General features: G+C 36.6%; 16 protein-coding genes and 1 tRNA gene. 10 read left to right on the top strand and 7 right to left on the bottom strand.

Annotation, left to right across the window (positions count from 1 at the left end; genetic code table 11):
• The first annotated feature begins 24 nt into the window (after positions 1-24).
• Both rocD and IPJ80_12180 read left to right on the top strand, forming a co-directional pair.
• Complete coding sequence (gene rocD / locus IPJ80_12185) at positions 25-1,272, top strand: ornithine--oxo-acid transaminase (protein MBK7914238.1); 1,248 nt, start codon at positions 25-27, stop codon at positions 1,270-1,272.
• Between the two features lie 184 nt (positions 1,273-1,456).
• Positions 1,457-2,383, top strand: a complete 927-nt coding sequence (locus IPJ80_12180; GenBank protein MBK7914237.1) for a T9SS type A sorting domain-containing protein — start codon at positions 1,457-1,459, stop codon at positions 2,381-2,383.
• Positions 2,384-2,393: 10 nt separating this feature from the next.
• Here IPJ80_12180 and IPJ80_12175 read toward each other — a convergent pair whose 3' ends face one another.
• Positions 2,394-4,376 (bottom strand): acetoacetate--CoA ligase, encoded by a 1,983-nt coding sequence (locus tag IPJ80_12175; protein ID MBK7914236.1) that lies wholly within the window; start codon positions 4,374-4,376, stop codon positions 2,394-2,396.
• A gap of 108 nt (positions 4,377-4,484) precedes the next feature.
• On the opposite strand from IPJ80_12175, the gene IPJ80_12170 reads away from it, so the two are divergent.
• Positions 4,485-6,566 carry a dihydrofolate reductase gene (locus IPJ80_12170; GenBank protein ID MBK7914235.1) on the top strand — a complete coding sequence of 694 codons (2,082 nt, stop codon included), beginning with the start codon at positions 4,485-4,487 and terminating at the stop codon, positions 6,564-6,566.
• A gap of 177 nt (positions 6,567-6,743) precedes the next feature.
• On the opposite strand, the gene IPJ80_12165 is transcribed toward IPJ80_12170, so the two are convergent.
• The 4 genes from IPJ80_12165 to IPJ80_12150 form a co-directional block, all read right to left on the bottom strand.
• The gene (locus tag IPJ80_12165) at positions 6,744-10,646 is read right to left on the bottom strand and encodes a T9SS type A sorting domain-containing protein (protein MBK7914234.1); all 3,903 of its coding nucleotides are present in this window, start codon (positions 10,644-10,646) and stop codon (positions 6,744-6,746) included.
• A gap of 205 nt (positions 10,647-10,851) precedes the next feature.
• Positions 10,852-10,924: transfer RNA gene (locus tag IPJ80_12160), tRNA-Lys, on the bottom strand.
• A 131-nt stretch (positions 10,925-11,055) separates the two neighbouring features.
• Positions 11,056-11,985, bottom strand: a complete 930-nt coding sequence (locus IPJ80_12155; GenBank protein MBK7914233.1) for a ribonuclease Z — start codon at positions 11,983-11,985, stop codon at positions 11,056-11,058.
• Positions 11,982-12,356, bottom strand: coding sequence for an STAS domain-containing protein (locus IPJ80_12150; GenBank protein ID MBK7914232.1), 375 nt, complete (start codon positions 12,354-12,356; stop codon positions 11,982-11,984). Before IPJ80_12150 ends, IPJ80_12155 begins: the two co-directional genes overlap by 4 nt.
• A gap of 257 nt (positions 12,357-12,613) precedes the next feature.
• Here IPJ80_12150 and IPJ80_12145 point away from each other — a divergent pair, with 257 nt between their 5' ends.
• From IPJ80_12145 to rplT, 4 genes are all read left to right on the top strand, one after another.
• The gene (locus IPJ80_12145; GenBank protein ID MBK7914231.1) at positions 12,614-15,157 is read left to right on the top strand and encodes an ATP-dependent Clp protease ATP-binding subunit; all 2,544 of its coding nucleotides are present in this window, start codon (positions 12,614-12,616) and stop codon (positions 15,155-15,157) included.
• A 57-nt stretch (positions 15,158-15,214) separates the two neighbouring features.
• Positions 15,215-15,802 carry a translation initiation factor IF-3 gene (locus tag IPJ80_12140; protein ID MBK7914230.1) on the top strand — a complete coding sequence of 196 codons (588 nt, stop codon included), beginning with the start codon at positions 15,215-15,217 and terminating at the stop codon, positions 15,800-15,802.
• Positions 15,803-15,938: 136 nt separating this feature from the next.
• Positions 15,939-16,136 carry a 50S ribosomal protein L35 gene (gene rpmI, locus IPJ80_12135; GenBank protein ID MBK7914229.1) on the top strand — a complete coding sequence of 66 codons (198 nt, stop codon included), beginning with the start codon at positions 15,939-15,941 and terminating at the stop codon, positions 16,134-16,136.
• 63 nt (positions 16,137-16,199) lie between these two features.
• Complete coding sequence (gene rplT, locus IPJ80_12130; GenBank protein MBK7914228.1) at positions 16,200-16,547, top strand: 50S ribosomal protein L20; 348 nt, start codon at positions 16,200-16,202, stop codon at positions 16,545-16,547.
• 217 nt (positions 16,548-16,764) lie between these two features.
• Here rplT and IPJ80_12125 read toward each other — a convergent pair whose 3' ends face one another.
• Positions 16,765-18,015, bottom strand: a complete 1,251-nt coding sequence (locus IPJ80_12125; GenBank protein MBK7914227.1) for an ABC transporter permease — start codon at positions 18,013-18,015, stop codon at positions 16,765-16,767.
• 181 nt (positions 18,016-18,196) lie between these two features.
• Between IPJ80_12125 and queA the strand changes: the two genes are divergently transcribed.
• The 3 genes from queA to IPJ80_12110 all read left to right on the top strand — a co-directional run bounded on the left by queA (position 18,197) and on the right by IPJ80_12110 (position 20,280).
• Positions 18,197-19,261 (top strand): tRNA preQ1(34) S-adenosylmethionine ribosyltransferase-isomerase QueA, encoded by a 1,065-nt coding sequence (gene queA, locus IPJ80_12120; protein ID MBK7914226.1) that lies wholly within the window; start codon positions 18,197-18,199, stop codon positions 19,259-19,261.
• Positions 19,262-19,334: 73 nt separating this feature from the next.
• Positions 19,335-19,556, top strand: a complete 222-nt coding sequence (locus IPJ80_12115; protein ID MBK7914225.1) for a DUF2795 domain-containing protein — start codon at positions 19,335-19,337, stop codon at positions 19,554-19,556.
• Between the two features lie 46 nt (positions 19,557-19,602).
• Positions 19,603-20,280, top strand: a complete 678-nt coding sequence (locus IPJ80_12110) for a (d)CMP kinase (protein MBK7914224.1) — start codon at positions 19,603-19,605, stop codon at positions 20,278-20,280.
• 279 nt (positions 20,281-20,559) lie between these two features.
• Here IPJ80_12110 and IPJ80_12105 read toward each other — a convergent pair whose 3' ends face one another.
• A complete protein-coding gene (locus IPJ80_12105) occupies positions 20,560-26,202 on the bottom strand; it encodes a gliding motility-associated C-terminal domain-containing protein (protein MBK7914223.1) in 5,643 nt (1,880 codons plus the stop codon).
• Between the last annotated feature and the right edge of the window lie 143 nt (positions 26,203-26,345).

The following is a 26,345-nucleotide window of genomic DNA, read 5'->3' as shown; positions in this document are numbered from 1 at the left end:
ATTTGCATTTTAAATTTAGTCATTATGCAAATAACCCGGGAAAAGGTTTCACCAGAGAAATTTATTGCACTTGAAGATCAATATGGTGCCCATAACTATCACCCTTTACCGGTAGTACTTGAACGTGGAGAAGGTGTTTATGTGTGGGATGTTGAAGGAAAGCAGTATTTTGATTTCTTATCTGCCTATTCTGCTGTAAACCAAGGTCATTGTCATCCTGCAATTATAAATGCACTCATCATTCAAGCACAAAAACTTACACTGACGTCAAGAGCTTTTTACAATGATCAGTTGGGGCTTTATGAAAAATATATGTGTAAACTTTTTGGATACGACAAAGTACTCCCAATGAACACCGGGGTGGAAGCTGTCGAAACCGCAGTGAAACTTTGCAGAAAATGGGCCTATTCAAAGAAAGGCATCCCTGAAAACATGGCTAATATCCTTGTTTTTGAAGGCAATTTTCACGGCCGTACCATGACCGCTGTTTCTGCATCTACTGACCCATCAAGCTTTACCAATTTTGGTCCTTTTTTACCTGGAATTATTAAGTTACCCTACAATGATCTTGATGCTTTAAAAAAATGTATTTCCACCACATCAAATATAGCGGGTTTGATAATCGAACCGATTCAAGGGGAAGCGGGAGTAATTGTACCGGATGACAACTACTTAAAGCAAGTATTTGAATTGTGTTGTGCACATTCTATTTTATTTATTGCTGATGAAGTTCAAACCGGCATTGCACGTACCGGAAGAATGCTGGCATGTGACCATCTGGATATTAAACCCGATATCTTAATTTTAGGGAAAGCATTGTCTGGTGGCACACTGCCCGTTTCTGCAGTTTTAACATCCGACGACATCATGCTGTGTATAAAACCAGGAGAGCATGGTTCAACTTTTGGCGGAAATCCATTGGCCTGCGCAGTTGCCATCGCAGCACTGGAAGTTATTAAGGATGAGCATTTAATTAAAAATGCTGAAGACAGAGGGCAGCAATTACGTGAACAGCTCAGACTAATTCAAAAGAAACACCCCATTATAGAAACAATTCGAGGAAAGGGATTATTGAATGCGATTGTAATTAAAAGCCCGGAGGAATCTGATTTAGCCTGGAACATCTGTTTACAAATGGCTACCAATGGATTATTGGCAAAACCAACTCACGGTAATATTATTCGATTGGCTCCCCCACTCTGTATCACCACAGAACAAATTGATGAATGCAGTTATATTATCGAAAAATCTTTAACAGATTTGGGAATTTGAAAAAACCATATTAAATTTGGACCATTCCATTTTCAATATTTATTTTTAGAACACTAACCTTATTGGGATTTTAAACGTATTTATATTTTGAATAAAATTTAAGTACTTCCTAATTATTGGGCAAAGCAATATTATTTCAAATTGTAAAAATTAAGTATCTTTACTTCAAATTATGTATAAATATATGAGAATCTTAGGATTGTGTCTTTTTATGTTAAGTTTTATCTCTGGAAATGCTCAAACGATGCAGATCAAATTTTGTGGCAAAACCAGTGCTGTTGTACCTGCAACAGATGGAAGTGGTCAGGATCAAAGAAATAAAGGTGGTTTGAGATTGGATTTTATCCGCATCGGAAAATTAACTCAATCCAGAACCAGCCCATTTTACACCTTGGGTTTGGCTTCCGGCGTATCCTTTAAAAATGCTACCTGGGTTGATGGATGTGCAAACAATACCAACCAGACCTATTGTTCAGGCTGTACCACCTGTAAACCGATCCTTAATACCAGCAATGGCAGCGTTGGGGTTTCAGAAGGTAAAATGGTAGAAAATGTTAGACTCCGTTCTTCTAATAATGATTTATATTTTGAAAGCACTGGCAGCCAAAATGTGGTGTGTTTTGTCACAGACCCGATTGATGTATCCAGTGTTGCGGGAAAGAAAATTGAAGTAAATGTTGGTTATGAAGGGACTGCCAAAGATGGCTTTACAACAGTAAATGTCAATTTTAATTATCGTTACAATAACGAAGCCTGGGCCAATTTATTAAACCAAAACAGCAATTTCCTTAGGGTCATTGATACGGCATTGTTGATTAATATTAACGTACCTACTGCTGTTGTAAGCTTGGACGAAACGGTTGATTTTAAAATTTCTCCAAACCCGGTTAATCATAAACTGTTTATTGAATTAAATAGCCTTAAATCTTTTGATGCAGTATTATCAATTCGGGATATTCAAGGAAAAATAGTTATGCAAAAGGACTATGCTGTATCAGAGGGTATTAATCGTATAGATTGGAATATTGAGCAAATAAATCCTGCGATTTATTTATTTCAAATTGCTGACAAAGAAGGTCGAATAAGTACTTCTAAATTTATCAAGGAATAAAAAAAAATATTTATTTATTTGTTTTTAAGATAGCATCTCTGTTATTAATAAAAAATAACATGGCTTCTGGATTTCGCATCGCTCCTGAATTGTATGCTTTACTTAATTCATAATTTAACAAGACTTTTTTTACGGGACTTTCCATTTTTTTACCACTAATAGTATAAGGTATTTCGGGAACCTGGATAATTTTATCTGGTAAATGCCTTGGACTGCATTTGTCTTTTAATTCAGTCCTGATTTCCTTGATCAATCTATCAGAAATTTCATACCCTGAATTTAATGAAATAAATAAAGGCATCAAGTGATTTCCTCCTTCCAATTCGAGATTTACGATTAAGCTATCTGAAATTTCTTTAATATTATTTAATACATTATAAATTTCTGCAGTTCCGATTCGAACTCCCTGCCGGTTAAGCGTTGCATCTGAACGACCATAAATTATAACTCCATCGTGAATTGTGATTTCAATCCAATCACCATGCCGCCATACTCCAGGAAAATAATCAAAATAGCTGGCTTTATATTTAGCTTTATCCGGATCATTCCAAAATGCCACAGGCATGCATGGCATTGGCTTAGTTAATACCAATTCGCCCATTTCCCGGAATACGGGTTGACCGAGATCATTCCACGACTCTATCGCAGCACCTAATGCTCTGCACTGCAATTCACCTGAATAAACTGGACGCTCAATGCAGCTTCCCATAAATGCAGTACAAACATCAGTACCCCCACTCATAGAACACAACCAAACATCCGATTTAATATTTTTATAAACATATTCAAATGCTTCTGGTGGAAGTGGAGATCCCGTTGATCCTATACTTCGCAAATGTGCCTGGGGATAATCCCTAAGAATATTCAAATCATTTTTCATGCAGTTTATTATGAAAGGAGCACTGGTTCCAAAATGATTGATCTGAATTTCCTTGGAATGCTTCCATAAAGAAGAAATTTCCGGATAAACAGGACTCCCTTCATATAACACGGCCGTTGCACCGACTAACAAAGAAGCATGGACAAAATTCCACATCATCCATCCGGTTGTAGTGTACCAGAAAAAACGCTCCCCTTTTTTTACATCATTGTGAAATGTAATATATTTTAAATGCTCTAACAGCATCCCACCCTGACAATGCACAATGGCTTTGGGTAAACCGGTTGTTCCTGAAGAATACAAAATCCAAATCGGATGATTAAATGGGACCCTTTCAAATTGTGGTTCCCTGTCTTGATCAAAAATTAATTCATTCCAATAGATATTATCACAACTTGCAATTGGCGCATTTGAATAATTCCCACAAGGAATCCAAATAATTAATTTGATACTTTTTATTTGACTAACCAATTGAGCCACTTCATCACGCCGATCAAAGTATTTGCCATTGTATGTGTACCCATCCACCGCAACAAGCACAGATGGTTCAATTTGAGCAAATCGATCCAAAACAGAATTAACGCCAAAATCCGGTGAACATGAACTCCAAACATATCCTGATGCAACGCAGGCTAACATCGCCACAGAGGTTTCTGGCACATTGCCTGCATAAGCGCAGATGCGATCCCCAATTTGCATTCCATAAGACTTGAAAATCCCTTGCAAACTTGCAGTTTGCTCACCTAATGTGGACCAACTCATCTCGTAAGTAGGTCTGATTTCATCATGCGCAATTAAAGCAGGATTTTGAAAATTTTTATTTCTAAAAATATGTTCCGCATAATTTAAATTAATTCCATCAAACCATTTTGTTTCAGGCATTGCATCCTCTGACAGAATTTGCGAGTAACTACCTGAATATTCGATTTTGAAGTATGTTAATAAACTTTCCCAAAATGCTGCTGGATGATTCACAGACCAGGTATACAACTGACTGTAATTCGTAAATTGCAAATGATGCACTTTAAATAACCAGTTGTAATACAGTTGCAGGTTACTTGATGCATTTTCCTCATCTGACACTGACCACAACAACTTATTAGGATTTACCATATCCTTGAAATATTTTCTGCAAATTAAATAATAATAGCCGATTGCAGTGAAAGAAAAAATCATTTAAGTCCAAAAGAATTTATCTTTGCTTTACAAGATTCCTTTTTTATGAAGCCAATACATTTAATCCTTTTGGTTGCCATCTTATCGTTTGTTGCTTGTAAAAATGCACCAGAGAAAAATCAGATGGAAGCAGCCAGTCAAACTTCAGACTCAAGTGCAACTAATTTGGATACTTTTGAAGTATCCGCTGAATCATTTGCAGACATCCAGGTTCTTCGCTATCAGGTTCCTGAATGGTCAAGTTTAAGTCTTAAAGAAAAAGAACTTTGTTATTATTTATATGAAGCTGCATTGTCCGGACGCGATATTATATATGACCAAAAAGATAAAAATGGGATCTTACTTCGCAAAACACTCGAAAATATTTACGACACTTATCCGGATGACAAAACCAATTCAGATTGGCTAAAATTTGAAGAATACTGTGGTCGCTTTTGGTTTAGCAATGGCAACCATCATCATTACGGCAACGAAAAATTTATTCCTGAATGCGATTGGAACTACTTTTCAAAACTCATGGATAAATCGAATCAAAGTGGATTCCCCCTCGAACCCAACGAGTCCTTCGAAAAATTTAAAAATAGAGTTAAGCCATTACTTTATGACTTAAGTTTAAATCCAAAATGTGTGGATTTAACCAGTGGCATTGACAACATCAAAGCCTCTTCAAATAATTTTTATGAAAACGTAACTCAAAAGGAAGTCGAGGCATTTTATGAAAAGATGCCGTCTTCTGGTAAAGCACCAAGTTGGGGATTAAATAGCAAATTAATTAAAGAAAATGGAAAACTTGTTGAAAAAACCTGGAAAGCAAGTGGCATGTATGGAGCATCCATTTCCAAAATCATCCATTGGCTTGAAAAAGCGAGCCTTGTGGCTGAAAATGAACAACAAAAAAAGACATTAGAATTACTCATAAGGTATTATAAATCTGGTGATTTAAAAGACTTTGATTTGTATTGCATAGAATGGGTTCGCGACACAATAAGTAAAATCGATGTCGTAAACGGATTTATAGAAGATTATCTGGATGCTATTGGTAAAAAAGCATCGTTTGAGAGTGTTGTCAGCATACGGGATGAAGAGGCTACAAAACGAATTAAAGCCATTGCCAATCAGGCACAATGGTTTGAAGATCACAGTCCGATTGACCCTAAACATAAAAAACAAGAAGTAATAGGAATAACCGCCAAAGCTATTAATGCAGTGGTGCAAAGTGGTGATGCTGCACCTGCAAGTTCTATTGGAATCAATTTACCAAATTCAGATTGGATTCGTAAAGATTATGGAAGTAAATCCGTTTCATTAAGCAACATCATTTATAGCTACAATGTGATGAATGCAAGAAAAGGAACCTTGGATGAATTTGCAGCTAATGATGAGATAAAAATGCGAATTAAAAAATACGGCGCACTTGCCAGTGACTTACATACAGATATGCATGAATGCATTGGACATGCCAGTGGACAAATCAATCCAGGGGTCCAGACTACAGACAAGACCTTAAAAAATTATTCCAGTTGCCTGGAAGAAGCCCGTGCAGATCTGGTAGCACTGTATTTTATCATGTCCAATAAATTGGTTGACATTGGCGTTATGCCTAACCTTGAAGTGGCAAAAGCAGAATACGACAATTACATTTTAAATGGTTTGATGACCCAATTAACCAGAATCAAGGAAGGAGACAATATTGAAGAAGCGCACATGCGTAACCGTCAATTAATTTCCATGTGGGCTTACAAAATGGGCATGAAGGATTCAGTAATTGTTTTTGATAAATACAAAGGAAAAACATTCGTAAGAATTCGGGACTATAATCAATTGAGACTCCTATTTGGCAGACTTCTTGTTGAAATACAGCGAATAAAAAGCGAAGGCGATTACAATGCCGCAAAAGATTTAGTTGAAACCTATGGCGTTCAGGTTGACAAACAGTTGCATAAAGAAATATTGATTCGTTTTAAAACTTTGCAAATAAAACCATACCGGGGATTTATACAACCTAAGTTAGTTCCAGTTTATGAAGCCGATAAACTAATAGATGTAAAGCTTGAATATCCAACATCATTTTATAAACAAATGATGGAATATGGCAAAAATTATAGTTTTCTTGGAGTAAAAAATTAGTTAAACGCGACAATTTCAATCAATTCTTACCAACAGGATTAAGTTAAAACTAAAACATCGTATTGCTGCTCAGAAAATAATTTGATATACCATTCAATACAAAATCGGGATTGACATTGAAGGGAATTACGCTTTTATAAAAGTTAGAGTCCGGGTTTTAATGATTTCAATCCAATGCTACTGCTTCATCAATTTTTCAACAGCTATTATTTTGCCTTCAGAAATAAACTGTAAAAAATAAAATCCAGAAGCCAAACTGCTTGCATCGATATTCTGAATTTGATTGCCAATGACAGTCTGTTTTTCAATTATCATTCTTCCATTTAAATCCATAATTCGGAATTTCGATCCGGATTTGGCTGCTAGTTGCATTTCAATAATAAAATTTCCAGTGCTGGGGTTTGGATAAATTCGCAATTTCCCGAATTGTTCTGAATAGGTATTAAGTGGAACTTCAGAAGTGCACAACTCAATATTGTCAAGTCCGATTACAGAGCTTACCGAATCATTTTGATCTTGGAGGCAAATGACCAGGTACTTAAATTCAGGATTATATTGAAATTTTAATGTAGTATCAAATCGCTGATAACTCCTTTCCTTTTCATCTCGCTTATCTTTCATAGCTTTTCTAAATAATTCTATAGAACTACTTGAATTTAGGGTAGAATCATTTTGTAAACGAAAAACAATTTCCCTAGCTAAAAGGTGATTTAACAATCTACTTCTTCGGTAATCAAAATAATCAAAACCAATGTTGACAAAACTATCAACTCCTAAATCGACTTGTTGCCAGATTCCTGCGAAATTATTTTTACTACCCACAAGTATTATGCTCCCATCATCTGAGGCCCCCGTACTATCAGACACAAAAACCAATCCATCTCCATCATTTGGAAATAATTCCCAATTAGCTATTTTACCCCGGCTTTTTGCTAATTTACTTTTGCTCAACAGTCCTTTGACAAGCCCTTCACTAAAATCACCATTTTTAACCGCATTGGAATCACAAATACTCAAGGATGGGTTGGGTAAACAATTGACTGTTACTTTCCTGCAATACTCATACCTGCACGTATCCATGGTATTGGGATTTATTCGCGTGACATTCATGCATACCTTATAAATTCCAGAATTTGCAAACTGAATCACCTGACTATTGTGACCTAGAGAATTTCCTGGAACTGGTGAAATTGCTGGAGTAATTTCCCAGGCAACCTTGTCGTCGGAGCAAAGGGCTATTGGTTTAAAAGTTCGATTGCAGCTTAAATGATTTCCACTTACATAAAAACCTTGATTTACATCTTCTTCCAATAATTCGCAAGAACAAAGGCATGGAACAATCGAGAAGTTAATTTTACAATAACATGGATCTGATCCACATTGTCCAAATAATTGCAAACTATATATTACACCCGCATGAAACAAGCTTGAACTTAGTTGTAATTCAAACTCCACTTTATCATTTGGAATATGAAAATAATGTGAAGCAATGCTGGAAGCTATAGGTATGCCAGAAGCTAATTCTGTTATTTGCCAATGAATAGAATCACTAAAACAATTGATTGCATTGCAGTTCAAAGTACCATGAACACCAATTGTAGTCGGTCCGGCATTATTACAAGGCAATTGTACCATCGATGTATCATTACAATTGGTAATCACATTAAATCCCGACCAAAATGGATTATAAAAAAATACGGAGGAAAATGATTTGCATTTACATGTATCACATACTAGTTTAATCGAATCCCTGAAAACTTTTTCAAAACATTTTCTGGGCGGCATTACAGAATAATCATATTCTGTTGCTGTCCAACTAATGTTATAAGTTCCATTACCTATATAGGTATGCATCGGCATAGCACCTGCAACAAAAGGTCCTGTTGATGAAGTACCATCTCCCCAAAATATGGGTCCAATAGTATCGCATTTAGCTAAGTTACCGATATTGAACGTTGCTTTGCATTTAAAAGAATCCGAAGTTATGGTAACAGCATTCGCAATTCCCAATTCAAAATCAAATTGATTAGAACAACAATCATGTCCATCAGCTTTGAAATAAATGGTACATGGACAAATATTGGTACCACAGTGTCCATTAATTGTGAGTGAATAAAGTCCTGCAATTGAAAAAGTAGCATTGGTAAATGGAATAATGAAATCCGGATTAGCTGGTACACCTGAAATTGTTATTGGAATAAATCCGGGTGGCCCGGTAAGAATTAAATCGACGGTGGCTTGTGGACAATCTGATCCCAAACAAGAAAATAAAGATAAAAAGTGGATGGGCACAATGGCTGTTGACGATGGTACGTATAATGTATCTCCACAATCATATGGCAAAAGTGGTCCACGCCCAATACTATACTGTAAATCAAAGGGCCCGCATACACAGGTATCTTTAACACAGGAGCTGAAACTGATATCATCAACAGCAAAATCATTTCCCACTATATTTGGCGATCCAAGTCTTATTTGCAAAACTGCGGTTGTACTTGTTCCAGACGACCATAAAGCATTTAGTGATTGCCATTGATCAGGCGATTCAGCTAATGTAATGGTTTGAACTTGTACATTATTTATCCAAAGTTCAATGATGGGGTCATCATAGTTTTTAGTTGGGATAACCAGATTATTCACAAATGCACAAAATTCATATTGCAATCCAGGTATTACAGTCACCATTTCTTGCCATACAAAATTGCAAGTTGAATTTTGGCCATCTACAATTAACATTTTGCCTGTCACTGCACTTGTTGTATGCTCTGTGCATGCCCATTGTGTATTTGCAGCAAATACTTGATTGCTTTGAAGCACAGAATAACTTCCAACTGAAGTAGCACTTCCGGGAATAAACCAAGGAAAACAATCTGTAAATCCAACGGGTCCAGTCCCTGGTGCTTCAAAATTGCCATTACTTACTAAATTAACACCTTGAATGGTTCTGTCGGGGCAACAAGATGTTGGTTTTATTCTTGGGCATATCAATGAAAAATCTTTGCTACATTCTTGCTGATTGCCACCAATAGAATAATAAGTTGTTGCTTTTATAAAAACTTCTCCACTACCAATATAAAGTTTTAAAGGATAAGAAATTCCGCTAGGGATATAACCTCCAGGTGGAATAAGTACCAGGTTTTGAGAATCAATTTTATTTATTGTCCAACCTGGTGCCAATATTCTATCGTCCGTGTTAGATTTGGAACCCTTAACTGATGTACTTCGAAAATTAATATTTTGAAAACAATAGCCTCCTGTATTTTGGATGACTAGCGTATAAGAACAAGAATCTGGTTCGCCACCATCTTCAACAAGATCCACAAAAATTGAATCACAAGAACATACAGGACAATTTCCAAAATTTCGGGTTACAATTTCTGATTGCAATAATGTAACTGCATGTTGACCAGATGAAGGTTGATTTGGAGTCCATCCAGCTTGACTTACTTCCCTTACAACATAATTTCCCGGAGCTAAATCACAAAATGAATATTCTCCAGTGGAATCTGTTACAGCAGAAGCGATAAAGAGTCCTCTGTCATCAAAGAGGTTAATAATAAAATTTGGTAAAAGGGTTTGATTTGAATAAGCTGCTTGATCACATTCTCGATATTTTACACCAGTGATGCAGGCATCTGCGACTATAGTGCACCCGTTAATTGGGATTTCAAAAAAGCAACCCAGCAAGTCACAGGTATTATCCCAAGTGATAGACAACAAGGGATCAAAGCCAGGCTCCAAACAAAATGTGCCAGGTATACTATTCCCAAAAGGTATTTGTCCAGTATTATGAGTCATTAGAATTTCGGAAGCAGTAATTTGGCTAATCGTCCAGCCAGAAGCGGTATTTGCCTTGAAACTGGTATAGGTCCCCTGATCAATTGTTAACCGAAGTTGATTGTAGCATTCAATTAATGAATTATCGACATGGAGGCGGTAACAACAAGGCTGATATTTTTCCAAAGTGAATTTTATGGCATCGCACGGCCCTATTGCTGAAAGATTGCTTGTTACTAAAAAAATCGACACAAAATAAAAAGCAAGTCGCAGCTTGATTTTTTCATAATTTAGTGCATCCATGGTCAATAAATTTAAGAACAGTTTACCCACAAGTTAACTATCTTATTTCACAATTTGACTCAATTAATCAAATAAGCTCTTTAGTCTGTTTTAAACACAGCGCTACCCAAAAGAAATTTTGAAAGGTTTTCGTAAATAAAAAGGTATGGGAATGGACGAAAAAGAAAAAACCCTTGAAAAGCATAGACTTACAAGGGTTTTAATGTGATCTGTTTGGGACTCGAACCCAAGACCCACGGCTTAAAAGGCCGTTGCTCTACCGACTGAGCTAACAGATCGTACCACGATCCGAAAATCGAGCTGCAAAAGTAGTATTTAATTGGGAATTCAGGATTACAAATTATAAATTTCTTGTATAAATCCAAAGAGAATATAAAAAGCTATTCATTCAGCTAATTTACCGGGCAATTCATTTGGAATTGACACGAACAACCATACCTTCTTCCCCTAAAATCGTATTAGGAAAAATGGTTTGACACTCTTCCAGAATTTTATCCAAATTATCATATCGGGATGAATAATGACCAGTAAGCAGGGTACCTACGCCTGATTTATAAGCAATTCGAGCTGCTTGTTTTGTGGTGCTGTGGCCATTTTCAATTGCTTTGTCTTGCAATTCGTCCAGGTAAGTGGTTTCGTGATATAATAAATCCACTCCAGTTAAATACGGAATCAGACCTTCATGGTAAATGGTGTCGGAACAATATGCATAACGTCTTTTGTTATGAGGACTGTTGGTAAGTGTTTCATTTGTATAGACTCGGCCATCCTCCAATGTGATATCGTGTCCAGATTCTATTTGATTCCAAACCTTTTTCGGAATATTAAGTTTTTCCAGAGCATCCAAATTTAAAATTCGCCGGACCCTTTTTTCTTCAAATAAATACCCACAGCAAGTGATCTTATGCTTTAAAGGTAAGCTCCTTACGCGAACATGCTGGTCTTCAAAAAACCAATCTCCTTCAAAATTGGCAATCTCATGAAATTCAAGTGGATATCGGGGCAAACCCGAGGCAAATGCCAGGTAATCCTCGATCATTTTTTTAATGCCTACAGGACCATAAATGTGCAGATCATCCTGACGGTTGATTAAATTATAGCTCGTTATCAAGCCGGGTAGCCCAAATACATGGTCGCCGTGTAAATGGGTTATAAAGATGTTCTTAATTCGGGAGCGCTTAATCCCATATTTGTTAAGTTGAAATTGGGTCCCCTCTCCACAATCAACCATATAAGAATGGTCGTGTATCCTGACAATGTGGGATGAAGGAAAGCGATTATAGGCTGGTAATGCGGCGCTGCAACCTAATATTTGCACTTCAAAAGTGCCTGTATTCATTCTTCTTCGGTGAGATCTCGTTCTAAATCCTCCATAAAGACATATTCAACCGACTCCTCAACCGTTGGTATAATGGTTAAAATGCCATCTAATTTTGAAATTTCGATCAACTTGTGAATGCTGTCACTTTTAACATTGGTCATAACAAAAGAACCGTAGTCTTTCCATATTCTGTTGGCAGTTAAGATCGAGCTCAATCCAGACGAATCTACATAGTCTACATCTCCCATGTCAAAAATCAAATTCCGAACACCCTCATTTCGCAAGAAAACAAATTCAGACTTCAATTGGGGGGCAATTAAAGAATTTAAATTCTTCTCCTCAAGACTAAAAATTGCATATCTATCTTGCTTATCAACTTGGTATTTCATTAATTTCTAGGTATTTTATTATAAAATATTAAAATATATAGTTTTATCCATGCAGAAAAATAAATATATGAACAAAAAATGTTCGAATTTATTACCTTTGGAATGCAAAAGTAATAAAATTGCAGCCGAGCAAACCAGAATCAAAAGCAATAAAAAGAACAGAACACAAGCAATGGGGTTAATTATTTATTAATTTGAACAAAAATATTAAGCAAAACAGCTTTAAAATTGTCATTCCTATATAATTCGATCATTAAATGAATAAAAAGTTTTCCCAAAACGTCAAAAAAGTCTTGGCCAATAGCCGGGAAGAATCGCTCCGACTGGGTCATGATTATATTGGCACCGAACACATTCTATTAGGTCTGATTCAAGAAAAAGATACGCTTGCCGTTCAGGTCTTGAAATCTTTAAAAGTTGATCTAAAGGATTTGAGAAATCGCATTGAAGAAGCGATCCCTGTAAAAAAAGGAAATGAAACGACCTTTCAGGTAGGTAACCTTCCACTCAATAAACATGCAGAAAAAGTCCTGAAATTCACCTACTTAGAAGCAAAAGTCAACCGGGAAGAAGAAATTTATCCGGAACACTTGGTCTTGTCTTTATTAAAACACCATGAAAATCTTGCTTCGCAAATCCTGGACCAGTTTAATGTAGATTACGAAAGTTACAGGTCTGAGCTCGAATATCTTGCAGAGCAAAAACTAGAAGATCCCAGTTTTGAAGATTTACCACACAGTGGGCCTTCAGAATCAGATCCTTATGAAGACGAACCCAGTCAAACCAGTTATTCTAGAAAGTCCAGCAATAAATCCATGACACCGGTACTGGATAATTACGGACGCGATGTGTCAAGACTGGCTGAAGAAGGAAAATTAGATCCAATTGTGGGCCGGGAAACCGAAATTGAACGTGTTTCTCAAATTCTGAGTCGACGCAAAAAAAACAATCCGATATTAATTGGCGAACCGGGAGTAGGTAAAACCGCCATTGTAGAAGGTCTGGCGTTGCGAATTATTCAAAAACGGGTATCAAGAACACTTTTTAATAAACGCATCGTGATGTTGGATTTAGCAGCCCTGGTTGCCGGCACCAAATACCGTGGGCAATTTGAAGAGCGCATCAAAGCCATCATGACAGAATTGGAAAAATCACGCGATGTTATTCTGTTTATAGATGAAATTCATACCATCATTGGAGCTGGAGGCGCAACAGGTTCTTTGGACGCATCCAATATCTTTAAACCTGCGCTTGCACGAGGTGAATTGCAATGCATTGGAGCTTCCACTTTAGACGAATACCGTCAGCATATTGAAAAAGATGGCGCTTTGGATCGCAGATTTCAAAAAGTGATGATTGATCCACCAACAGCAGAAGAAACCATTCAAATTCTTAATAATATCAAATCCAAATATGAGGACTACCATTCTGTAAGCTATACAGATGAGGCCATCATAAGTTGTGTGAAATTAAGTGACCGGTATATTACAGATCGTTTCTTGCCAGATAAAGCAATTGATGTAATTGACGAAGTTGGAGCCAGAGTGCATTTGAAAAACATTCATGTTCCAAAGCATATTGAAGACATCGAAACCCAAATTGATCAAATCAAAGAACAAAAAAATACTGCTGTAAAAAGTCAGCAATACGAAAAAGCGGCCGATTTAAGGGACTTGGAATCGCGTTTACTTAAAAAACTTGACCAATCAAAACTGGAATGGGAAGCGGATGCAAAAGCAAAACGCTACCCTGTTACTGAAGAAGACATTGCAGAGGTTGTTGCTATGATGACCGGAATTCCGGTTAAGAAAGTTGCTTTGTCTGAGAGCAAAAAACTTGTGAACATGGCGGATGAAATTAAACAAGCCATTGTTGGTCAGGATGAAGCCATTACTAAAATCAGTAAAGCAATTCAACGAAATCGAGTTGGATTAAAGGATCCTAAGAAACCAATTGGATCATTTATTTTCCTGGGGCCTACTGGAGTTGGAAAAACTGAATTGGCTAAAGCAATTGCTAGATTTTTATTTGATTCCGAAGATGCATTGGTCAGGCTCGACATGAGTGAATACATGGAGAAATTTACCGTTAGCCGATTGATTGGAGCGCCTCCTGGTTATGTGGGCTATGAAGAAGGCGGGCAACTGACAGAGAAAATCAGAAGAAAACCTTATTCTGTTATTCTTTTAGATGAGATTGAAAAAGCGCACCCGGATGTTTACAATATTTTGCTGCAGGTATTAGATGAAGGTCTTTTGACTGATGGCATTGGCCGTAAAATTGATTTTAAAAACACCATACTCATTATGACCTCCAATATTGGGGCTCGCCAATTAAAAGACTTTGGCCAAGGAGTTGGTTTTGCAACAAAAACACGCCAGGAAAATCAAGATGAGAATACGAAATCAGTCATTAAAAATGCATTGAAGAAGACCTTTTCTCCTGAATTTTTAAATAGAATTGATGATGTATTAATTTTCAATAGTCTTGAAAAATCTGAAATGCATCAAATCATTCACATCGTACTAAAGAAATTACTGAATCGAATAGAGCAATTAGGATATCACTTAACGCTTTCAGATGAGGCCATTGAATTCCTTGCAGAGAAAGGATTTGATCCCCAATTTGGTGCTCGTCCATTACACCGGGCAGTTCAGAAATATTTAGAAGATGCGCTGGCTGAATTTTTATTAAGTGAAAATCCAGAGCAAGGATCTAAACTAAAAGCCTTATTAGATAAGGAAAAGGATTTGATCTACATTCAACTGGCCACTAAAACCAGTTCGTTGAAGAAATCTTAATGATTTAATTATTATATATGATTTTATATCTTTGTTACTTTAACTAAACCCAGTCATTTGAATCTTAGAAGAGGTCCTGTCAATAAATTCGACGAACTAAAAGAACAATTCCGCATTAACGATGCCATCCGAAATAGTCAAATAAGACTCGTTGGCGAAAATTTTGAAGAAATCAGTACGGTAGCTGGAAAACCCATAGAAGCCGGCGTATATTATACAGATCAAGCACTTAAATGGGCATTTGATCTTGGAATGGATTTGGTAGAAATCACCGCAAAGGCTGATCCACCGGTTTGCAAGATCATCGATTTCCAAAAATTCCTCTACCTAAAGAGGAAAAAAGAAAAGGAACTTAAAGCAAAAACGGCCAAAACGGTAGTAAAAGAAATTCGATTCGGTCCTCATACTGATGACCACGATTATGAATTTAAAACCAAGCACGCCATTAAATTTCTGGAAGAAGGGGCAAAAGTCAAAGCCTATGTACAATTTAGGGGTCGGGCCATTGTTTTTAAAGATCGTGGAGAATTGGTCTTATTGCGCTTTATAAAAGAGTTAGAATCTTATGGAGTTGCGGAAGAACTCCCTCGCCTTGAAGGTAAACGGATGCACGTGATCATATCTCCAAAGAAAAAATCAAATTAAACGAGTCCTATCCGGTAAGGTTTAAAGAATTTTAACAAAAAACACAGAATTTTAGCTTTTGTGCGTCGATTTTTCATTTAAATACGATTAAAATTCATATTTTTGCCATCCAAAATTAAATACCTAAAATTTAGATATGCCTAAGGTAAAAACGCATTCAGGAGCAAAAAAAAGAATGAAATTGACCGGTAAAGGAAAAGTAAAGCGTTACCAGGCTAAAACTTCGCATTTTATGAGACACAAAACCAAGAAGGCCAAAAGACATTTGGTAAATTCTGTGATTGTGCATAAAAGTGAAGAAAAACGTATGAAACAATTATTAGGAATATTTTAATATAATTAATAACAAGCAAGGTTAAGTATCAATATCAATTGATCCCTTGAAAAAACAAAAAATATGCCTCGTTCAGTCAATGCAGTAGCCTCCAGAAGAAGAAGGAAGAAAATCATGAAAGCCGCCCGCGGCTATTTTGGCGGTCGTTCAAAAGTTTATACCGTTGCTAAAAATGCGGTAGAACGCGCAATGAAATATGCGTTCAAACATCGCCGGGAAAAGAAAAGAGCATTCAGAAGACTTTGGATTGCTCGTATCAATGCTGGCGTTAGACCCCTCGGTTTAAGTTATTCAAAGTTTATCCATTTACTGGCTACAAAGAATATTGATCTCAATCGAAAAGTACTTGCGGATTTAGCATTAAATAATGCTGCTGCATTTCAGACTTTGGTTGAGAACGTAAAAAAATAAGTTCCACTTTTATTGCTTGTTTTTGGTATCGAACATTTGTTCGACCTAATTGACTCTATAATCAATCATATATAGATTAATTCATCTAATTTATATAAGATGTATTTTAATATGCTGCATCGAATCTGTTGTATAAGTGCCATTAACTAATTGCATGTACATCAGATGAAACCACCTGGCAATTATTCCTTCGTAATTATCATAATAAACTTCCCAATTATTTTCGAATTGCTTCAACAGGATCCATCCTGGATGCAATGATTGCTGGTATAATTCCAGCTACAATGCCAATGAGTATCGACAAACTAATTCCAAGTGCAATATTTTGAAATGACATGTAAATTGGGAATTCAAGTAATTTAGAAAGGATAAATAAGGCAGCCCAAACAATAAACAATCCTACAAGTCCACCGATGATGCAAAGAATAATTGCTTCAATCAAATATTCCAATAAAATAAAATAGCGTTTTGCACCAATTGCCATTTTGATGCCTATTAAATTGGTTCGTTCTTTTACCGAGACAAACATGATATTGGCCACACCAAATGCTCCAACCAGCATAGAAAACAATCCGATAATAAATCCTGCAAAATTGATTACACCAAAGACCTTGTCAACAAGATTTGTCAACATGGTAATTCTGTTAATTGAAAAATTATCTTTCTCCCGTGGCTTCAAACCTCTCCCGGGTCTTATAATACTGGAGACTTCATATTTTAGTTCATCAAGGTCAACCCCCTTTTTTGCTTTAACACTTAATAAAGTTCCCCAATTTGAACTGGAATTTATAGATACCAGCTTTCTGGCGGTATTAAAGGGTATAAAGACTGCCTCGTCATTGGGCATTATAGATATAATTGATTTACCTTCTTGCTTTAGAATTCCAACCACTTGAAATTTCTGCCCTCCAATATTAATTTCCTTTCCTACTCCATTCCCTTTTGGAAACAAGGACAAAGCCAATTTATTCCCTAGTATTGTTTGATTTCCACCAATTTGAAAATCTCGTGCCGAAAAATAGTTTCCATCTTCAAATTCAAGTTTGATGATTTTATCATAGTCCTCTGTAATTCCAGCCATGTAAGCACCCTCAACGACAACATCCATAAATTTTGTTGTCCTTCCTGGTAAAAACACTGCCAATGAAGCTGCTTGAGAAAGTTTGGATTTATTTTGAATGTTGTGCAAGTCATTGATATCTGCTACCGGTCTTGCCATATACTTGTAAAAATTCTGCCCTGGGTCTTCTTCCCAAGGCCATTTATCCACATAAATTACATCATTCCCAAATTTTTCAAAACTTTGAACGATATTCTCTTCGAGGGAATCAACGGAAGAAAGGACTGCAATTACACAAAATATGCCTATGGTTATCCCTAATAAAGTCAAAAAACTACGCAACTTATTGCTAGTGAGCTGTTGAATGGCCTGATTAAAGCTGTCTAATACGATTCTTAAAAAAATCAATTCCCTTTCTTTTGCTTCAAAATTAGCATCAAAGGCAGTATTTAAACCCTAATTTCGACTAAATCTCAAAAAAGAACTACCATCAAACAACATTCCTCTTTAAAATTCATTGATTATTTGACAAAAGACTTGATTTTACTATGTCTGATACCCTATTTTTGCCGGAAATTAAAAAACACAGATGCGTACAAAATTATCGCAGTTCACATTTAACCTCCCTAAAAATCTAATTGCTCAATATCCAGTTGAAGAGCGTTCAGATTCCAGGATGATGGTAATTCATCGGGATACCGGTAAAATTGAACACAAGACTTTTAAGGATCTTTTAGACTATGTCCAGGATAAAGATGCTATGATTATAAATAACACCAAAGTGTTTCCAGCACGTATGTACGGGCGAAAAGAAAAAACGGGTGCAAAAATCGAAGTGTTCCTTTTAAGAGAATTGAATAAGGAAGTTCGTTTATGGGATGTTCTGGTTGATCCAGCTCGTAAAATCAGGGTTGGTAACAAGTTATACTTCTATGATAAAAACGGAAAGGAAGTCCTTGTTGCCGAAGTTGTAGATAACACAACTTCCAGAGGAAGGACCATCCGATTTTTATTTGATGGTGACAGTCAGGCATTTCAAAATGCTTTAAAAGTTCTTGGACAAACTCCGCTGCCAAAATACATTACCCGAAATCTTGAATCTGCTGACGAAGAACGCTATCAAACAATTTATGCGAAAGAAGTCGGCGCGGTTGCAGCTCCAACAGCAGGACTCCACATGAGTCGCGAACTGTATAAGATGCTTGAAATTAAAGGTGTAAATTTTGGTGAAGTTACCTTGCATGTTGGATTAGGTACGTTTCGGACCATCGATGTTGAAGATTTGTCGAAGCATAAAATGGAAGCTGAGTATTTTCGCATTGATGAGTCAACTGCTAAATTGGTAAATGAGACCAAAGATTTAGGTAAAAACATATTTTCTGTAGGCACCACCACCATGCGCGCTTTAGAATCTTCTGTTTCAGCTTCTAAATACCTAAAACCAGCGGAAGGTTGGACTAATTTGTTTATCTATCCTCCCTATGATTTTAGAATAGCAAATAGGTTGATTACGAATTTTCATTTACCAAAATCAAGTTTATTAATTATGGTTTCTGCATTTACCGGTCATGAATTGTTAAACGAAGCCTACGAAATGGCAATAAAAGAAAAATATCGTTTCTACAGTTATGGTGACAGCATGCTGATTCTATAAATTTTGATTCAACGGAACTTTTCATGTCATTTAAGAATTACAATAAAATCAATTACCTAATAAAAATCAAGCTATGTATTGGACGTTAGAATTAGCTCATCATTTGGAAGAAGCACCATGGCCGGCATCACGGGATGAGCTGATAGATTTTGCCATACGTTCAGGTGCTCCAATTGAAGTGTTAGAAAATCTTCAGGAACTGGAAGACGATGAAGAAATCTATGAAAGCATGGAAGATATCTGGCCGGATTATCCCCGGAAAGATGATTTCCTCTTTAATGAAGAAGAATATTAAAATTAAAATCCTGTTCACAAGACAGGATTTTTTTTTACTTTAGTCAATGCATATGATAATAGCTGTAGATGGATTTTCTGCTTGTGGTAAAAGTACCCTGGCAAAGGATTTAGCTACTGAATTAAACATCGTTTATATAGATTCAGGCGCCATGTACAGAGCCATCACCTTGTATTATTTGGAGCAAAAAAAAATCAATCCTGATCTTGCTATAGAAGACATTCCAATACACGAAATTCAAATTGATTTTATTCCGGGTTCAAAACCCCAACTCTTGTTAAATAATAAAGATGTAACCGAAGAAATCAGGCAACCCAGTGTTTCTGACCTTGTAAGTGAGGTATCTGCAGTATCCAACATCAGAAAAGCAATGGTTGACTTGCAAAGAAAAATTGCAAGCGGAAAATCCATTATTATGGATGGACGCGATATAGGCAGTGTCGTATTTCCGAATGCAGATGTAAAACTTTTTGTTACTGCCGAAATAGATACCAGAGCCCAACGCCGCTATTCAGAATTAAAGCAACGTGGAATTCAACAAAGCCTTGAACAAATTAAATCAAATCTTAAAAAACGAGATCAAATCGACTCAACTCGAAAAGACAGTCCATTAATCCAAACTGAAGATGCTATTTTACTTGACAATAGCCAACTCAATCGAGAACAACAAAAACAACTTGCCCTCCATATTATCCAGACAAAATTGACCGAGAATTGCAATTAGAGTTCATTTGAATGTTACAAGTGTAATTACTAAAATACACTTCACAGGAAATTGAAACATCGTATCATAAGAAAATTAATCCTTACACAATCAAGGACCAATCAAGTCATTCAAATGATATAGGATTGATATTACATTCCAATGAAAACTCTCGGAATACAAAATGATTTATCTCAGACCCAATGGTTTAATTACACAAATAAGAAAGGCCACTCTTTTACAGAATGGCCTTTCATTTATTTTATTAGCTAATTTTAAAAGTCCTAAGCTTTAAAGAAATTACCTAAGCAGTGTGAATTCTCCTTTATAAATATCTGATCCTTCAGAACCAACATACTCCACTTCTGCATAGAATACATAAACACCAGGCAAGGCTCTTTCTCCTCTAAAGTTACCACCCCAGCCTACTCCGGCATCAAGGTTTCCATCTTTAATATTCTTTGCAGCATAAACCAATTCACCCCAACGGTCATAGATATTTAATGATTTAATGTTTCTAACGCGTTTACCCTTAAGGTTCCAAAGATCATTGATGTTATCTCCGTTTGGTGTAAATGCTGTTGGCCACCACACATCTTTGATAATACGCACCACAACACGCACGCGGTCTTCAATTTTACAACCAGCACCATCAATCAAAGTAATCAAGAAGTCTCTTGTTGTATCTGCCTGATAACGCAATTTAGGTTCCCAATCTACATTTTGATTTAAGTTCCACCAAACAGTATCTCTATAAGCCGAAGTTCCTCCTGTAATCAGATTTAACATCGTATCCAGGAAAACAGTTTGATCCTGGTCAACAATTATCACCTTATCAACATCAATACCTAATTTACCTGGTTCAATTAAAGTTACTGTTGTGTCATGCTCGCAGCCATTTACATCCCTAACTTTTAATCGATACGTTCCCTGTGAGAGGTTTCCAAAAGTTTTAGAACTTGAAAACTGACCTCCATTAAATGAATACTCTAATCCATTAGCAGGACCGTTTGCAATAACGCCAGTAACATTTACTGTCCCATTGCGTTCACCAAAACAAAGAGGATTGATTGCTGCAAGATTAATTCCGGCAAATGGATTGCCAATTTCCAATACTTCAATATCTGTAAATTCGGTACAACCGTTTGCCTGATCTTTTACCTGAACCCGGTATGTACCTGGTTTATCAACTGTAATTCTTGAAGTTCCGACACCAGAAACTATGCTGCCATTTGGAGTTGACCAAATATAGCCTCCAATTGCACCAGCTTGACCTGTGGAAGCACCTGCATCCAGTTGAACTTGTTTAACGGTACAAGTCAATTGACCAATCTGTTGAATATTTGGAACCGGTTTTCTTAAATCAGCTGTTACATTCATTGCAAATGAATCTACACAACCGTTATTATTATTGGTAACAATCAAGCGATAGGTTCCCAATGCATCCACAGTTGGTGTATAGGTATTTCCATTTTGAATCGTACCTGGACCCGTCCAACGGACACTGTACTCTGGTCCTTTAGAGGAGGCATTTCCATCCAGATCAACAGTCAAGCGATCGCAGGTAATTTGCAAAGGTTGACCAATGCTAACCGTCGGTTTCTGAACATCAATGCTTACGTTATAAGTAATTTCATTAGTACATCCGGATATTGGATCTGTTACTTGTAATTTATAAGTACCAGGTGCATTAATATCAGTGGTATTACTTGTTACATTACCTGGATTTACAAATTGCCCACCATTAGAGGCAGACCATTGGTAATTAAGGTTTGCACCTGAACCACTGGTTGAAGACGTTCCATTCAATGTAATAGATGTCACTGCGCAGGTTAATTTATTCACTCCGCCAATTACTGCTTTTGGAAAATCATACCAGGTTACAGGAACAGCATCAAATTTCAAGCAGCGGTCATCAAGGATTACACCGGTAACAGGGTCAGGATTTCCCATCAACACAATAATGTAATATGTTTTACCTAATTGCATTTTGGATGCATCAAAGCTGAAGGTTCCTGAAGCATTTACATTAATAAATGTTCCAGTTTTTGGAGCAGCAGGATTTCCATCATAAAGCACAAAACGCACCACATCGTTACCATCCGGAGTCCCGGATGCATATACTGCCTGAGCAGTTGCATTTGCACACAATATGATTGGTGTTTTATTTAAGTTACCCAATCCATTAATACAAGGACATTCGTATGTATTTGAAGTAGTATCTGGCAAACAGTCATGTCTGTCATTGATTATCAATTGATACACTTCATTATTATTGATCCAATCAGTTCTCCAGGTATTTCCACCTACAAAACTTCCGGACAATGTTCCACTTGGATTTGTTGTTCCATCGATAATCCAGGATGGACGATCTCCGTTTGCGCCATCAATCGTAACTCTAAATTTCTCTGCAGTATTATCACACTCATAAGGAGGTGGTACATCAATAAAATTTGGAGCATCCCAATGGGTCACTGTTACCGTATCTTTCGAAATACAACCTTTAAAGTCTTCAGATAATTCATATTGGTAAGTTCCTTTTCCAGAAACACTGACGTTGGTTTGGTCATTGCCTGGATTTGAAAGTGTACTCGTACCACTACCACCAATAAATCTCCAGCTAGGTGTACCAGTATTCGTAATACCGTTTAATTGGTAATTGTAGAAACAAATACTATCAGCAGGTCCTGCATCCGGATTTGGATAATCATACCATATAATTGGTTGGTTTTTAGTTACCCGTTTGCATGGATCATTAGGGTCTACAATTCCATCAAAATCTTTATCATCACCAACGACACAGGTAACATAATATGCTTTACCAGTAATCATTCCTTTAGATGCATCAAAACAAACCACATCGTTTAGACTAAAAAATGTGTCTAGTTTAGGAACAGTTTGATCATTGTATGAGGACTGATGGAACACGTACATTACAACGTCTTCCGGATCTAAAATCGGAGGAATGATTGTTTTGATTGGTACGCATTTGTCAATACAAACTTCAGTTGGAATGGAATCCAATTCACCTGCATCGATTGCACCACAATCGCAGTTATAATCGTCAATGATTAAATTTGAAACACAACCATTGGCATCTTGAATTTTAACATTGAATTGGACTAAACTTGCAAGTGTATCCGTCATGTAAACATTGCCATTAATCATACCTCCACCCTGTACAATTGTAAATGGTGGTTTTCCATTGGTAATATTAATGGTTGCTTTATATGGATAAGGTGGTATATATTCTATACATATTTTTTCAAACACTGCAATAAAAGGAGATGGATTGAATGTAATTTCAACCAAATCTGCAGCAGCACAATTGTTATTATCTTCCGTTAATTCGAAAACATACGTACCATAATTTCCTTGAGTATTGACTGACGAAGTTGCCAAAACATCATCTGAAAACTGAACTCCAGATGGACCGGATATCAATCTCCATTTCAAATTAGTACCCAGGATACTTGAAATACCTTTTAAGTCATAAACAGTACCACAAATGGCATCGTCTACACCAGCATTTGGCAATGGGTTTTTGTAGAATACAAATGGTTTTGGACCATCTACTTGAACACAACCTGCAGAAAAATCAATTCCTCCTTGTCCATTTCTCTTTCCTACTAAAACAAATATGTAGTAAGTAGTATTATAGCTCATGGTACCAGGATCATAAGCAATAGTTTTGGAATTCAGCATCTTAATAAACGATCCTCCCGCTGCATTATCTGGATCAGGGTCGTTGGTCATTACATAAATAACGGTATCATTTGGATCCAATTTTTCTAATGTTGGATCATACACAAATGTGAAAATATCAGATTCACATTTTTTCTCAAGTCCTTTATCTAATACCCCAACTAAATTGGTACACTTACATTCATGATTAAAATTAAAGGTCAAAATACAACCCATTGCATCGCGTACCAAAATGGTATAATTTGTTAAATTATCATGGAAATTAGATAAGTAGACATTGTTTGCATCTATGGTACCATTTCCTTGAACTACAGTATACGGTGGAGTTCCACCCCGTACTTGAAAACGCAATTTATATTGAGTCTGTTTTACATTACATAAGTAGGTAATTCCAGAAGAATCCGGTGTTGAGTTAAAATAAAGATCCACCGTATCAGTACCGGTACAACCCAATCGCGTTTCAGAGTATACGTATCGATAGATTCCATAAGAGTCTACTGTTACATTGGACTTTGGGTCGGTTGTATCTGTAATATTTGAGTTTCCAGGACCACTTAATTGCGTCCAACTACCTCCAACATCTTTTTGTCCGTTGAATTGATTTGCCAGGTCACAAATGCTATCATTGGGACCCGCTTTAGGAGCCGGTACAGCCTGAATAGCAACTTTAATACATTTTTCACAGCTCCTGCCGCAATCAGTATCGTAGTAAACACAAACTGTTCCTGTGTCACCTGGAGGAAGTAACCATTTAATCTCAACTCCTTGTGAATCCGGTTTAGAGACTACATAGCCTCCATCAACTGTCCAGGTATAAAAAGTAACCTTTTGATTGATGAAAGTATCTATCCAGTAGGATCCATTTTTACCTACGCACAATACAACATCACCTGCCAATGGGAAACATTTAGGTGCTAAATCATCTTCATTAAATGTTTCACAGAATGTTTTGGCGCATATCGCAAATTCTGTAGCTAATTCAACCCTAACATTTACTTCTACACAATAATCTTCCTTTACGGCATCTACTAAAAGTCTCTCATCTTGACTGATCGTTTTCTTCGCTGGGTCGTTTTTCTTATACCAACGGTATTCAAATTGGTAGGTTTCTCCAACGCTACATGGTTTAATAATTCGTACTCCTGGAGAAATTTCGACTTGTCCACCAATACACTGTACACGGAAATTAGGCGCAAAATCAACAGAAACTGCAGTTAATAAAATTGAACTGTCACAACGATAAGGATCGGTCGTTTTTGGTAAAGCTACTTCAAATTTTTGTTTACAAGGAACATGGGCACGGCCTAGAATATCAATATAAGGCTCTCCATCACAGGTAATATAGTAAACATCCGGTGGTTCCGGTTTATCTAATACATAGAATTGAACAATAGAATCGAATTTACAACAATTGGCATCTGTAAATTGCTCCCGGTATTCACCTGTTTGGAAAATTCGTTGAGAATGCCATTTATAACCTCCTGGATTTGCTAATTCATAACAAATATGGCGATCCGGACCTTTTTTGTCTGCAATAGGTCTTACTTTAACAGTAGCACACTGAGGCCCTTCTTGTGAACAAATTGAACCACTGGAAGGATTTCCAATATAAGCTGTAACACAAATAATAAAATCACCTTCATCTGGAAAATCCAAACGCACTTCATTTGAGTTTCCTCCAACTTCATCCCCGTCTAAAGTCCAAACATAAGTTGGCTCGCAACCACCTGATTGTGGATTAACAAAGAATCGAACATTACATGCTCCAACACAAACAGGCTGGATGATTTTACTGGCTATGTTATTAATAAATCCCAATGGATCCAATGAAGGTGGTCCACCACCGGATGTATTAATGGTAAAATCACAGATATCACCACTGCAACCATCTACCCAAAGATAATAGGTCTTGCAGGGTATAAGTGTTGCATTTGCAGTTGAGGTACTATTTGGTGGAATACAAGGAATTGAACGACAAATTACTTCTTGTCCACAATTACAATCTCCCCAAATTCCATATTGTATACCTTGGGAACTTGTGCACCCACCAATAGTCAATGTAATAGTAACATTTCCACCTTGAGACACAAAAGCCCACCAACTGGTATTATGGCCAACACCCCCTTGTGAACACAAAGGTTGACATGGACTGGCAATGGTACTTGGGTTATTACAAGCATATCCATTAACCTCATCCAATGAACACAACACATTGGCGAGTTCACACTCTTCAGCCATTGGAGGAGTACATTGCGCTAGCATTTGGGTACTCCCAGCTAGACAAAAAATACATATTAAAAAAAGTAAAATTCGATACATATTGTAAATGTTTTTCTTAAATATTACAAAAAATAATATACTTACCTTGGATTATCAAATAA

The organism is Saprospiraceae bacterium (assembly GCA_016714025.1).
Lineage (GTDB): Bacteria > Bacteroidota > Bacteroidia > Chitinophagales > Saprospiraceae > Vicinibacter.
This window is presented reverse-complemented; position numbering and strand designations above follow the sequence as displayed.

Bases quoted from the DNA above. Each gene is read 5' to 3' on its own strand.
- rocD (MBK7914238.1), top strand. From the start codon at position 25: ATGCAAATAACCCGGGAAAAGGTTTCACCAGAGAAATTTATTGCACTT.
- IPJ80_12180 (MBK7914237.1), top strand. From the start codon at position 1,457: ATGAGAATCTTAGGATTGTGTCTTTTTATGTTAAGTTTTATCTCTGGA.
- IPJ80_12175 (MBK7914236.1), bottom strand. From the start codon at position 4,376: ATGGTAAATCCTAATAAGTTGTTGTGGTCAGTGTCAGATGAGGAAAAT.
- IPJ80_12170 (MBK7914235.1), top strand. From the start codon at position 4,485: ATGAAGCCAATACATTTAATCCTTTTGGTTGCCATCTTATCGTTTGTT.
- IPJ80_12165 (MBK7914234.1), bottom strand. From the start codon at position 10,646: ATGGATGCACTAAATTATGAAAAAATCAAGCTGCGACTTGCTTTTTAT.
- IPJ80_12155 (MBK7914233.1), bottom strand. From the start codon at position 11,985: ATGAATACAGGCACTTTTGAAGTGCAAATATTAGGTTGCAGCGCCGCA.
- IPJ80_12150 (MBK7914232.1), bottom strand. From the start codon at position 12,356: ATGAAATACCAAGTTGATAAGCAAGATAGATATGCAATTTTTAGTCTT.
- IPJ80_12145 (MBK7914231.1), top strand. From the start codon at position 12,614: ATGAATAAAAAGTTTTCCCAAAACGTCAAAAAAGTCTTGGCCAATAGC.
- rpmI (MBK7914229.1), top strand. From the start codon at position 15,939: ATGCCTAAGGTAAAAACGCATTCAGGAGCAAAAAAAAGAATGAAATTG.
- rplT (MBK7914228.1), top strand. From the start codon at position 16,200: ATGCCTCGTTCAGTCAATGCAGTAGCCTCCAGAAGAAGAAGGAAGAAA.
- queA (MBK7914226.1), top strand. From the start codon at position 18,197: ATGCGTACAAAATTATCGCAGTTCACATTTAACCTCCCTAAAAATCTA.
- IPJ80_12115 (MBK7914225.1), top strand. From the start codon at position 19,335: ATGTATTGGACGTTAGAATTAGCTCATCATTTGGAAGAAGCACCATGG.
- IPJ80_12110 (MBK7914224.1), top strand. From the start codon at position 19,603: ATGCATATGATAATAGCTGTAGATGGATTTTCTGCTTGTGGTAAAAGT.
- IPJ80_12105 (MBK7914223.1), bottom strand. From the start codon at position 26,202: ATGGCTGAAGAGTGTGAACTCGCCAATGTGTTGTGTTCATTGGATGAG.